Source organism: Chitinophaga sp. 9-1-y, assembly GCF_059511905.2.
Map to the genome: position 1 here is coordinate 3073241 of NZ_CM197955.1, position 13090 is coordinate 3086330.

Consider the following 13090-nt stretch of genomic DNA (forward strand, 5'->3'; position numbering starts at 1 on the left):
ATTAAAGATCCAATAATCATAATAGTAACAAGTGTATAATGAGCAATGGTCAATCTTCTGGCAATTTTTGCCATTCAGACAGACTCTTTACGTTGCTATTTCTCAGCCATCATATCCACGATACATTGACTATCGCCAGCTATATGTTTTTCGGCACTTTCATAAATCATAATCGATAGATGTTTGGCTTTTGCTTCCGGTGTATACAATTCTTTCGTTAGTGTTTCGTAGAGGTTGAAATAATTTCTGACCATATTGTAATATTTTTAGTTTACAAACGTAAAATTAACGTCTTTTTCAACTGAACTCACACCGCTGTATAAATATTTATTTTTAAAATCCTTTAATTCAATGACATGGTTATCTAAAAGCTAACAAACTATTTCTTAACTTCGCAAACATTTTATAAAGGAAATATAGCCCATATGAAAAAGTATGGAGCTAACAGCAAAACGTATGATAAATATCACTTTTCCGGATGGCGCAGTTCGTCAGTATGAACCAGGAGTAACTGCATTGGACATTGCCAAATCCATCAGCGAGGGATTGGCACGCAAAGTATTGGCCGCTAATGTTAATGGGCAGGTAGTTGACGCTACGCGCCCGATTATGACGGATAGCACGCTGCAACTGCTCACGTGGGTGGATAAAGATGGTAAGGCTACGATGTGGCATTCCTCTGCGCACTTGATGGCAGAAGCCCTGGAAGCCCTGTACCCCGGTGTGAAACTGGGTTATGGCCCCTCAATTGAAAATGGATTCTATTACGATATTGATTTAGGCGATCGCACAATTTCGGAAGAAGACCTGAAAAAGGTAGAAGCCAAAATGGTGGAATTGTCTAAACAAAATAGTGAGTATGTGCGTAAGGAAGTCAGCAAAGCAGATGCACTGGCTTACTTTACAGAGAAAGGCGACCAGTACAAACTGGAAACCATCGGAGAACTGACAGACGGTAACATCACTTTTTACACACAGGGAGGATTTACAGATTTGTGTCGTGGCCCGCACATCCCTAACACCGGCTTCATCAAATCTATTAAGCTCCTCAGCATTGCAGGTGCTTACTGGCGCGGTAGTGAAAAAAATAAGATGCTGACCCGCATCTACGGCATCACGTTCCCTAACCAGAAAGAACTGGATGAGTACCTGACACTGATTGAAGAAGCGAAGAAACGCGATCACCGCAAACTGGGTAAGGAACTGGAACTGTTCGCCTTCTCCGAGAAGGTAGGACTGGGGCTGCCTATGTGGTTACCTAAAGGAGCCATGCTGCGGGAACGCCTGCAACGTTTCCTCCAGGAAGCACAGATTGAAAGTGGTTACCTGCCGGTAGTAACGCCACATATCGGTAATAAAAACCTGTACATCACTTCCGGTCACTACGAGAAATATGGTAAGGATAGCTTTCAGCCGATTTCCACACCGGAAGAAGGCGAGGAGTTTATGCTGAAACCGATGAACTGCCCGCATCACTGCGAGTTGTATAAAGTATCACCGAAGTCTTACAAAGATTTACCGGTGCGCTTCGCGGAATTCGGTACCGTGTATCGTTACGAGCAACATGGTGAATTGCATGGATTGACCCGTGTAAGAGGATTTACCCAGGATGATGCGCACTTATTCTGCCGTCCTGACCAGGTGAAGGAAGAGTTCCAGAAGGTAATTGACCTGGTGATGTATGTATTCAACAGCTTAAGCTTTACAGATTTCACTGCACAGATTTCCCTGCGTCATCAGACCGACCGTGCTAAATACATCGGTTCTGAAGAAAACTGGGAGCTGGCGGAACAGGCTATTATTGAGTCGGCCGCTGAAAAAGGCCTGAACACCGTTATTGAATACGATGAGGCGGCGTTCTACGGTCCTAAGCTCGACTTTATGGTGAAAGATGCACTGGGCCGTAAATGGCAGTTGGGTACCATCCAGGTGGATTACAACCTGCCAGAGCGTTTCGAATTGGAGTACATCGGTGCCGATAACCAGAAACACCGCCCGGTAATGATTCACCGTGCACCATTCGGTTCACTGGAAAGATTCATTGCGGTACTGATTGAGCACTGTGCCGGTAAATTCCCGCTGTGGCTGGCGCCTACCCAGGTGAAAATCCTGCCTATCAGCGATAAGAGTCAGGACTATGCAGAAAAAGTAGCAGAATTGCTAAAAAAAGCGGAAATTCGCGCTGAAATAGATGACAGAAGCGAAAAAATCGGTAAAAAGATCCGGGAAGCAGAGCTGGCAAAAATTCCGTACATGCTCGTACTTGGTGAAAAAGAAGCCACCGACAACGTAGTAGCTGTTCGTCGTCAATCTAAAGGAGATATGGGAACCATGTCGCTCGAAGCATTTGCTGCTTTGATAAACGACGAAGTGGCCAACCGGAAGCCTTTGGAATAACGGAGTAAATGAATGTGGAAAAAAGGTATATAAAACAATGAACATTACTTAATTGAGGTATGTTTATTGCTATAATTTTCCCCGTATTTTTGTAAATATTGTTTTTGGTCCATGGACGATATGTGGACCATGGACTAACTGGACAATTTATCAATTAATTTTAATTTTCTTAATGCAACAAAGACCCAGACCAAGTTTTGGCGGCAACAACAACAACCGGGGCAGAAACCCCAATTTCCGCAGAGAACAACAACAAGAACATCGCACCAACAGGATGATACGCGTCCCAGAGGTAAGACTTGTAGGTGAAAACATTGAGGTAGGTGTCTACAGAACTGAGGAGGCGTTGAGAATGGCGGAAGAACAAGGTTTAGACCTGGTTGAAATTTCTCCAAATGCCGTGCCCCCCGTTTGCCGTATCATCGACTACAACAAATTCCTTTACGAAAAGAAGAAGAAGGAAAAGGAAATGAAGGCGAAGGCGCACAAAAGCGAAGTGAAAGAGATTCGTTTTACGCCTAATACAGACGATCACGACTTCGACTTTAAAGCCAAGCATGCTGAAAGCTTCCTGAAAGACGGTAACAAGGTGAAAACCTATGTACAGTTCAAAGGTCGTGCAATCATGTTTAAAGAGCGTGGTGAGTTGATTCTCCTGAAATTTGCTGAAAGACTGGCAGAAGTAGGTGGTTTGGAAAGTATGCCTACCATGGAAGGTAAGCGTATGATCGCCATCTTCGCGCCTAAAGCGGCTAAGAAGAAAGAAAAGGAACCTAAGGAACCAAGAGAACCAAGGGAACCAAGAGAAGCCAAAGCGCCCGTTACACCTCCTCCAGCAGCAGAAGCCGCAGATGAAACTAACGCGTAAACATTGGCGATATACCTGATTTAAAAAAGCAGTACAATGGGGTGTAATACCCTGTTGTGCTGCTTTTGTTTTTACCGGGTAACTGTCGTCATTGTATCTCCTTTAATACCTTTCTGGCCTTCGACCGAATGCCAGGTGTGGGATTATTTTCCAGTTGATCTTCAATCAGCAGGCGGATTTCATTTTTGATTTCCGGGTAATCTGTTGCCAAACGGGCGAGGATTGTCATTGAGAAAGACTTCACCGCCACGGTTTCCTGTGGATCTTCCAGGAAAGCAAAGCAACTGTTCATCACCGGGCCATGCAAGCTTTCAGGGAGATGAACATCCTGCAGCACCCCCAATACATTTCTTTTAACGGCCACCGGAACACCCGCTTCTTCCATCCTGCCTACAATCACGGGCAGGTGAGGGGATAGTAATGCCGGATACTTTTCGGCCACCAGGCGCATTACCCAGGCGGAACGCTGTACTACCCTGTATTCGTCGAAGAGAAATAAGTCAAGCAGCTGTTGAAAGCGCTGTGTATCCCGGCCAATCCATTTCGCTATGTGAAGCGATTGGGCGCGGGAATGTTCCGCTAATATTTCCGAACGTAGATCCATATGCCCGGCAATATAATACAAGTGCCTTAATTACCGTATTGCAGCAAATAGGCGAGTGTTTTTTGCCTGATCCTGGCCACATCTTCCGGGTGTACCGGTTGATCAGTTTCTTTCCCCATATCGTCCCATATCCTGAGCTGAATGTATTGTGAAAACAAAGGATCTTTACGGAAGGCGAGGGCTTCTTCCTCATTCATTGGACCGCCCTGGAAGGCGAGGGTTTGCTTACTGGCGTCAGAGAGGGTATCATAATAAGCACTGTCGGACCAGGTAAGATACCGTTTGGCAGCCACATGGCTTCCTACCAGTTTCGCCATTCTTTCAGGAAAGCCACATTCCAGCAGGTAAGCGCTTCCCAGGTCATCATGTGCCATGGAACCGTATGTACCCATCTGCTCCGTTTGTTCAAAAAAGTGACCAATGTCGTGCAGGAAAGCTGCGATGATCATTTCATCCTCAAAGCCTGTTTTCTCAGCTATCAGCGCAGCCTGCATCATATGCATCAGCATGGTCACTTCTTCACCATATTCCTGGTGACCATATTGTTCATACAGTCCAAAGATTCTTTCAATCACATTGTGCGTGTGTAATTCGTTGTCGGTCATTTTCGTACATTAATAAGGGTTAGTACTGTTTTTTTTCATGGTATGCCGCACTTTAAGGAATTACGAATTGCGAATTACGAATTACGGATTGGTGGGTAGATTTACCAGAAGATCATTTGCTTATATCTACCCACCAATTCGTAATTCGTAATTCTCAAATCTCAATTCCTGGTACGCCATGGCACCATCGCAAATGTAATAGCTGTTGCTGCGATATCCTCCTGCACATTGTTATCTTTTTATTAATACCGGTGGCGTAATAGAGGGGATTTTTGGGAGACGGGCAGGCTGTGGAACAGCAGTGGGTACAGATAGTTCCCCTGTGTTTGAAACGGGTGAAATGTTTACGTATAGGTGTGTCCGTAATAAAAAAATGCAGCGCGGATATGTAAGCTCCGTGCTGCATTTTGATATCTGTAAGATACTGATTTGTTATTCTTCTCCCGCTTCTTCACCATCACCATGGCCAAGAATATCACGTACCGGTTTTACAGCCTGGTAAATACCGCGGTTATATTTATTACCTAAGATGATTAAGGTAGTAGAATCCTGCACAAAGCGGTAAAACACGGTGTTGTTACCATGCCACCAGCCATTGTGGTAAATGATGTTTTTAGTGCTGTCGGGATACACCATTAACCGCCAGCCCAGGCCGTAGTTCCGGATACCTGGTTTTTCATGGCTGTAAGGGGTGTAGGCTTCTTTCAGGGTAGCTTCATTCAACAGCTGACCGGAATAAAGCGCCTGGTCCCATTTCAGCATGTCACGGGCACTGCTGTAAATGCCTTTGTCGCCCATTACACCATCGAAATAGGTGTCTGGTTCAAACTGTCCGTTATACTTATGACTCTGTGTTTGGTGTGCACGCGCGGCAGATGCCGGATCATATACAAACGTACTGTTCATCCCTAACGGACGGAATATGGTTTGTTCCATGAACTCGGCATATTTCTGACCACTGACCTTTTCTATGATAGAGGCCAGCAGCAGGTAGTTGGTGTTGCAATACTGGAAATGTGTACCCGGCAAGTGTTGCATAGGAGGTTTGTGTGCCTCCATCAATTTGATCACTTCATTGTTGGTAATGAAGCGGGATTCATCTTTCCATAAACTATCACAAAAATAAAGGTAGTTCGGCAACCCGCTGCGATGGCTCAGCAGCATGCGTACATTGATACCTTTATAAGGAAACTCAGGAAAGAATTTTTGCAGTGAATCGTTGAGGCTGAGTTTTTCCTTTTGCGCTAACCACAATACAGCGGCACCGGTAAAGGTTTTGGAAACAGAAGCCAGCTGAAACGAAGAACTATCCATCACAGGCACCTTCGTTCTTGAGTTTTCATACCCGTGATATTGTTCAAAAATGACAACACCTTTTCTGGCTACCAGTATGGCGCCATTAAATCCGGTGCGCAATAGTTTACCGTTGTAAAATGCATCCAGTTCCCGCTGCATCTGAATGGTACGGGGCGATTTCAATACCGCTTCTTTTTCTGCTGCACTTAATCCCAGGGTGTAAAGAACACTATCTGACGCTGTTTTAGCCTTTTCAGCTGCCCGTTTTGCTGCATTACTCTGACAACTTGTTATTATTGCAATTCCCGATATAGTTAAAATGATCCTTACTGCTTTCAATCGCTTCATTAGAGGAGTGTATACTACGTGCTTAATTCAAATGACCCTTAAAAAATACAAAGCGCTAAATTTATACCCAAAGTAAAAGACTGCCAAATAAATACGGCGTTTTCAAATCCTTTTAATTGATTTTTAAGCTGAAACGCTGAAAAAAGTTTAAAAAAAGGCGCTGAGAACTGCCTTTTTTTGATAAAATCGAATTTGATTACACTACTATTTGATTATTCCCCAACATCGAGTAGGTTTGTGCCCTGTTTCCCCGCTATCAGCAATTATTAAGCCAATTGCAACATATAGATACACATATAATTTAGTATAATATTATGGACCAGCAAAAGTCGACAAGTTATCCGAAAGAGAAGATCAGCATTTTATTATTAGAGAACATCAGCGATGCAGCGGTAGCAGAATTTACTACGGCAGGGTATCAGGTGCGCAAATTGTCGGGCGCATTGAGCGAAGAAGATCTCATTAATGAAATCAAGGACGTACACCTTCTGGGCATTCGCTCTAAAACCAAGGTAACCCGTAAAGTGCTGGAGTCGGCCAGGAAACTGCAGGCAGTAGGATGCTTTTGTATCGGTACTAACCAGGTAGATCTGAAAGCCGCTACTGAACACGGTGTAGCTGTATTTAATGCGCCTTATTCCAACACCCGTTCTGTTGCAGAGTTGGTAATTGGATTGTCGATTATTCTTATCCGCCGTATTGTTGATAAAAATGCCGCTGCCCATAAGGGCATCTGGATGAAAGAAGCCACCGGCAGCTATGAGCTCAGAGGTAAAACACTGGGTATCGTAGGTTACGGTAATATCGGTAGCCAGGTAAGTGTACTGGCAGAAGGAATGGGCATGAACGTGATTTATTATGATGCAGAAACCAAGTTGCCGCTGGGTAACGCAGAACAAATCCGCAGCCTGAAAGAACTGTTTGGTAAGTCAGATATCATTTCCCTGCACGTGCCCTCCAGCAAAACTACTGCTAACATGATCACCGCAGAAGTATTGGCAGATGCTAAACCCGGCGCTATTTTCATTAACTATGCCCGCGGAGAAGTGGTAGACCTGGAAGCGCTGAAAGACGCATTGGTAAGTGGTCAGTTATCCGGCGCTGCCATCGACGTTTTCCCGGTAGAGCCGGAAAAAAATGGCGCTGCTTTCAGCACACCATTACAGCAGCTGTCTAACGTAATTCTGACGCCACATATTGGTGGTAGCACAGAAGAAGCGCAACATAATATAGGCCTGGACGTGAGTAGCAAAATGCTGAACTACCTGGAGAAAGGTGCCAGCTTTGGTTCACATACGGTACCTGCTATCAGCGTGCCGCCTATCGAAAACACACACCGTATTTTGCATATCCACCAGAACGTACCGGGGGTGTTATCCGCTATCAATACCGCGTTATCTGCCAATAAAATTAATATCCTGGGCCAGTACCTGAAAACCAACGACCAGATCGGTTATGTGGTACTGGACGTAGATACCAAATTGTCACAGGAAGCATTGGCATTGTTGAAAGAAGTAGAACATACGATTAAGACAAGATTATTATATTAAGCTGTCAACGGTAATGGATTTGTAAGGAGAAGGCTTTCTGAAGGTATTCATCTCCTGCAAATCCATTATTTTTTCACCCCCCATATCACCCCATTCACCGATTGTTTTTACTGATATATGCTTTTTCTTGGCATATTTTGAAAATTCTTTGTTAACCTTGTACTGCAACTGAAAAAAAACACACATGAAAATGAACAGGATACTGATAACCGGGGCTGGGTTGATTGCCGGGCTTTTGTTATACGTAAATGCTTCCGCACAAGATGAACCTAACAAATGGGCGCCGGCTGGTATGAAGGTGGACGGTCAAGCAACCGAATGGCCCAAACCGCTGCAGTTCTACAACAACGTTACCAAGTTATTTTACACCGTAGCCAACGATAAAGAAAATATATACGTAATCGTAAGTGTGCCTGATCCGCAAAGCCAGATGAAAATTATGCGTTCCGGTATTACCATTTCCCTGAATGCCACCGGTAAAAAGAAAGGTGGAGCGTCGGTTACCTTCCCGATCACGGAAAATGTAAACACCGGTGCACCTGATGTCCCCGAAGCTTCCCGGGCGCTAATCGCCGGAGAGTTGAAAAAACAAATCCTGGCTAACCTGAAAGACATCAAAGTGGATGGATTCGATAGCATCCCCAATGGCAATATTCCGGTGCGTAATACGTTTGGTATTCAAACAGCTGCTTCTTACGAAGCCTCCGGTAACCTGGTTTGTGAACTGGCTATCCCGCTGAAAATGCTGGGTATTACCACGCTGACTGAACAACCCATTGCTTATCATTTTAAGGTAAACGCGATGAAGAGAGAAGATAAAAAGGAATTGGAAGCCAAGCGTGCCAAAGGGCAGCCGGCGCCCATGCCTGGTGAGTACGCTGATCATTTCGCATTGTATTATTCTGCAGACTTCTGGACCCGGCAAACACTTGCCATCCACTAGCACTGCCGACCCTGAAAATTGTCTTAATCGTTTTTATGTATAACAAATTGTTTACTACGGGAACTAAGGCTATACTGGCGGGAGCTTTCTGTGCCAGCGTTTTTATGGCTTGTCATAAAGACAATAACCCGGCGCCGACCCCACCTTCGCCGGGAGATACCACGCAGTTGACTGCTGCCCAGGCAGAAGACTCCCTCAAGTACCTGATGTACCAGATCATGCAGGTTACCTACGGTGATGGCGGACGTAATATTAACGCCGGACTGCCTACGTACTTCTGGTATTCCTCTGTGCCTAAACTGGATCCATTCAGCGCCAGTTACCCCAACGCAGATACGTTGTTGGCGGTTATGAAAAGATATGCGATCAACCCCGCTACTTCGGCGCCGTATGATCGTTATAGTTTCCTCGATAGAAACGGCACCCTGACGAATAAACTCATGAACGGCGTTTCTTCCAGTACGTTTGCCGCTACTACCAGCGATTTTGGACTGGAATATGCGCCAGTACTCGCATCTGCCAACAGCAACCAGATTCGTTTGTTTGTGCTGTATGCGGACAAAAACAGCCCGGCAGGTAAAGCGGGGATCGACAGAGGTTGCGAAATTATCTCTGTTAACGGCACTACTTCTTTTACCAATACCAATGCCTCGCTACAAGCAGTATATGATGCAATCATGGCATCTACTTCCACGGTAACGTTGGGGATTAAGCGTCCTAATAATCAGGGTACTTTCACTACTACACTGAATCCAACCGCGTATAACATTAACCCGGTATTATTTGATACGGTATACACCGCTGCGAATAATACGAAAATAGGTTACTTCGGACTGTATACTTTCGCCAGTGTTTTCAACGACAAAGGCCAGGCTACCTACACCAAAACGGCACTGGACCAGGCGTTCACGAAGTTTGCTGCCAGCGGAGTCAGAAACCTGATTGTGGATTTACGTTATAACGGAGGTGGCGCCACTACTACTGCTGAATACCTGGATAGTGCCATTGCACCGGCTACTGCATCGGGTAAAACAATGTACACCTACAAGTATAATGACAAACTGATGGGGCAACTTTCTGCCACCGGTCTTACCGAAACAGTGAAGTTCCCGGCAGGAACAGGTGGACTCAACCTGGACAATGTATTTTTCATTACCAGCAACAATACTGCCTCTGCCAGCGAGTTAACATTGAATAACCTGAAACCTTACCGGAAGGTATTGTTAGTAGGAGAGAAGACATACGGCAAACCAGTTGGCTTCATCGATTTTAATGTATCTGCCTACAACCATAACGGGACACAAAAGTACCTGGCAGATCTTTATGCCATTAATTTTGCTACACATAATGCGGCCGGTGTTGGAGATTACTATACTGGTATTGATGTAGATAAGGCAGCCGTGGATTACGTAAATGTTCCGTGGGGCGTAACTGATCAGGATGATAATCTCATAAAGATTATAAGCTATATCAATAATGGCTCATTCCCGGCTACCCGGGCGGCACAGCTGAATACAGAAACCGTAAATGGTCTGCGTACAGCTATTCCAAACAGTAAACCACTCAGCAACTTTAATGGCATGGTGGATTACCGGTTAAGCAAAGAAGTATTGAAATTGAAATAATCGTATAACCGTAGCTGTTAGTGATTGCTGACAGCTACGGTTTATCTCTTTAATAGATGATCACCTCATCGGCGAACATAAATCCATGTTGTTCGTTTTTGGCGCGAACCCTGATATATCGTGCTGTTTGTCCACCCAGATCAAACTTAAAATCTTTAAAAGTCAACGTAGTAACACTGGTAGGAATATCATTAGTTACCTGCTTTACTGATTTGAAATTTTTCCCGTCATCGCTCGTCAATATTTCCACATAAGCTGGGATATATACCCCGGGACCCGTTAACTGCATAAAGGTAACGGATAAACGATGCAGGGCTGTTGCCTGGTCCATATCGATGGTAATATCCATGTCTCCTTCAAACCCTTGCCACTGGCCGTCTCCATAGGTAAGAGATCCGCGGTAACCATTTACAAAAGTAGCTGCCTGCTGTGCCGGATATTTTTGGCTATAAGGAAGGTTATAACTTACTTTTTTGCCAATGGCGAGGTGATCGTCTAATTGCAGGAAAGCCGGAGTGCCCTGTAGTTGATTGTCTTTGAAGATAGCCGCCCTGACAGGAGCAGAGCCGGTAACTGTAAAAGGACCGGTGTAGCGCGCAGACTGGCTATTGGGTAAAGTACTATCCAGTGTATAACGAATCTCCGGCTGGTATTGCTCCGAGCCGAATGAAATGAGGGTGCGATGATGGGCCGCGTCTATTTCCGGATGAATAGTTACCCCATACGAAGGGCGGTAGTAATTTACGTTTCGCCGTTGCAGTAAGTGATACTGCGATTGCAGCCGTTGTTGAAAATCTGCGAAATTTTTGTGTGTGGTATCAGACCACAGCACCTCTGACAATGCCAGCAAACGGGGATACACCATGTATTCCAGGTGATAGGTAGTAGGAATGTATTCTGTCCAGATATTGGCTTGTGCACCCAGCACATGTTTCGCTTGTGCTGCGTCGAGTTCTTTTGGAACGGGCTCATAGCTGTATACTTTGTCGAGTGGTAGATATCCGCCAATTGCTTCTGGTTGGGTAGCCGGATCGGCCTGGTAGCTATCAAAGTAGCAGTAGCCGCCGGGAGTCATGATAACGTCGTGACTGGCCCGGGCGGCAGCAATACCACCATTTTCTCCCCGCCATGACATTACTGTAGCGGCTGGAGCGAGGCCGCCCTCCAGTATTTCATCCCATCCCAGCAGTTTGCGGTGATGCGCCGACAAGAATTTTTCCATACGCTTAATGGCATAACTCTGCAATTCATTTTCATCCTTCAGCTTTTCATCACGGATGCGTTGCTGGCATTTAGGACAATGCTGCCAGGCTTTCTTATCTGCTTCATCACCACCAATGTGGATATAGGGAGATGGGAATATGCTCATTACCTCCGTCAATACCTGCTCCAGGAAGGTGAAAGTGGCGTCGTTACCCAGGCATAGCTCGGAGTTTTTATAAGGGATGCCGGAACAGGACAATTGAGGATATACCGCCAGTACTTCCTCGGAGTGGCCAGGCATTTCGATTTCAGGAATAACAGTAATACCGCGCTGCGCAGCATAGGCTACTATGTCACGCGCCTCCGCCTGGGTATAGTAACCGCCGTAGGCATTGGGATCGCCTTCGTGGGAATACCGGCGCCCTTTGGTCCACCAGTCTTTCCAGTTCGCATAGTTGCGCCAGGCAGCCACCTGGGTTAGTTCCGGGTAATGCTTTATTTCCAGTCTCCATCCGGCGCCGTCGGTGAGGTGCCAGTGGAAGGTGTTCATTTTATATAAAGCCATCAGGTCTATGAAGCGTTTGATATAAGCAGCGGGAAAAAAGTTCCGGGATACATCGAGATGAACGCCGCGATAGCCAAAGCGGGGATGGTCGGTAATATCAGCACAAGGCAGTTGTGTTTGGTCTGGCTGAAGCAACTGTAGTTGCAGCAGCGATTGCATACCATTGAGGGCACCTGTTTGTGTGCGGGCCAGGATGACTACCCGGGCGGTAGAAATCTTCAGTTGATATCCTGCTGAATCAGGTACCATTGCTTTATCGGCCATGGCAAATACCACTCCCTTTGCCGGAGTTGCTTTCGGGGCAACTGTTTTGGGCTGGGGAAGATGGGTGCTGGCGGCATAAAGACTGGCGACTGCAGAAAAGGCCGGGGTGGCGTAAACCGGCGTTTGCGGTGTTAAAGTAAAGGCGCCGGGTTGCGTCTCGATAAGCGTTGGGCGTGGAACTAAATCGAGATTGCCAGGAGACTGACTATGGGCAGATATACCCAGTCCGGTTGCCAATAGTAATAAAATAAGATGTTTTTTCATGTACACGTTGCTGGTAACCCGCTAAAGTAGGACCATTTGCGGCAAAAAGCAAAAAGTGGTGGTGGTCAAAAATGCAAAGGAGCAAAACACAAAGAGAATTTCCCCTGTGTTTTGCTCCTGTGTATTTCGGGAGAATGGTATTACTTATGTCCTAATTTACGGATCATATCTTCCGACATATCTTCTGAATACACCCCATATCCATACATCAAAACACCTTTGGTACCGGATTTTGTCTGGATAGCATAGACCACTGCTTCGTCGCCCGGATCAGTGTCACCTTCGAAACGATAGGTCTCTGTAATTTCAAAGTCGGATGGATGTACTTTGTTGTCTTTCTCATGTATAGCATCAAAAAGAAGATTGAAATCTGCCGTGTATCCGCGTTTGCGGAGATCTTCCATGGCGGCCGTTATGGTATCATATGTTTTCATATACTAAATATTACATGCCTTGTACTAACTAAGGTAAGCAAAAAAGCAAACAGCAAACAAATGGTGATTGCCTTCCACCTTAAGTACGCGTCCTAAAAAGCGAAAAGCAAAAGGTGGAAACCTT

10 protein-coding genes are annotated in these 13090 nt (G+C 45.5%); 5 read left to right on the forward strand and 5 right to left on the reverse strand.

The genetic code is table 11. The features are described from left to right. Positions 1-456: 456 nt before the first annotated feature. Together thrS and infC are read left to right on the forward strand one after the other, a co-directional pair. Positions 457-2397 (forward strand): threonine--tRNA ligase, encoded by a 1941-nt coding sequence (thrS, locus tag AC5ZC7_RS12060; RefSeq protein WP_496159036.1) that lies wholly within the window; start codon positions 457-459, stop codon positions 2395-2397. A gap of 172 nt (positions 2398-2569) precedes the next feature. Beyond that, the gene (gene infC, locus AC5ZC7_RS12065) at positions 2570-3265 is read left to right on the forward strand and encodes a translation initiation factor IF-3 (RefSeq protein WP_496159035.1); all 696 of its coding nucleotides are present in this window, start codon (positions 2570-2572) and stop codon (positions 3263-3265) included. 88 nt (positions 3266-3353) lie between these two features. On the opposite strand, the gene AC5ZC7_RS12070 is transcribed toward infC, so the two are convergent. From AC5ZC7_RS12070 to AC5ZC7_RS12080, 3 genes are all read right to left on the reverse strand, one after another. Continuing rightward, the gene (locus tag AC5ZC7_RS12070) at positions 3354-3869 is read right to left on the reverse strand and encodes a HEAT-like fold family protein (protein ID WP_496159034.1); all 516 of its coding nucleotides are present in this window, start codon (positions 3867-3869) and stop codon (positions 3354-3356) included. Between the two features lie 26 nt (positions 3870-3895). Further along, a complete protein-coding gene (locus AC5ZC7_RS12075) occupies positions 3896-4474 on the reverse strand; it encodes an HD domain-containing protein (protein WP_496159033.1) in 579 nt (192 codons plus the stop codon). A 432-nt stretch (positions 4475-4906) separates the two neighbouring features. Further along, positions 4907-6118 carry a serine hydrolase gene (locus AC5ZC7_RS12080; protein ID WP_496159032.1) on the reverse strand — a complete coding sequence of 404 codons (1212 nt, stop codon included), beginning with the start codon at positions 6116-6118 and terminating at the stop codon, positions 4907-4909. Positions 6119-6432: 314 nt separating this feature from the next. On the opposite strand from AC5ZC7_RS12080, the gene serA reads away from it, so the two are divergent. The 3 genes from serA to AC5ZC7_RS12095 all read left to right on the forward strand — a co-directional run bounded on the left by serA (position 6433) and on the right by AC5ZC7_RS12095 (position 10236). After that, on the forward strand, positions 6433-7668 hold the full coding sequence (gene serA / locus AC5ZC7_RS12085; protein WP_496159031.1) for a phosphoglycerate dehydrogenase: 1236 nt from the start codon (positions 6433-6435) through the stop codon (positions 7666-7668). 184 nt (positions 7669-7852) lie between these two features. Then, on the forward strand, positions 7853-8611 hold the full coding sequence (locus AC5ZC7_RS12090) for a hypothetical protein (protein WP_496159030.1): 759 nt from the start codon (positions 7853-7855) through the stop codon (positions 8609-8611). Between the two features lie 35 nt (positions 8612-8646). Further along, positions 8647-10236 carry a S41 family peptidase gene (locus AC5ZC7_RS12095; RefSeq protein ID WP_496159029.1) on the forward strand — a complete coding sequence of 530 codons (1590 nt, stop codon included), beginning with the start codon at positions 8647-8649 and terminating at the stop codon, positions 10234-10236. A gap of 49 nt (positions 10237-10285) precedes the next feature. Here the strand turns inward: AC5ZC7_RS12095 and AC5ZC7_RS12100 are convergent, their stop codons facing one another. Together AC5ZC7_RS12100 and AC5ZC7_RS12105 are read right to left on the reverse strand one after the other, a co-directional pair. Continuing rightward, positions 10286-12532, reverse strand: coding sequence for a family 20 glycosylhydrolase (locus AC5ZC7_RS12100; RefSeq protein ID WP_496159028.1), 2247 nt, complete (start codon positions 12530-12532; stop codon positions 10286-10288). Between the two features lie 140 nt (positions 12533-12672). Then, positions 12673-12966 (reverse strand): hypothetical protein, encoded by a 294-nt coding sequence (locus AC5ZC7_RS12105; protein ID WP_496159027.1) that lies wholly within the window; start codon positions 12964-12966, stop codon positions 12673-12675. Between the last annotated feature and the right edge of the window lie 124 nt (positions 12967-13090).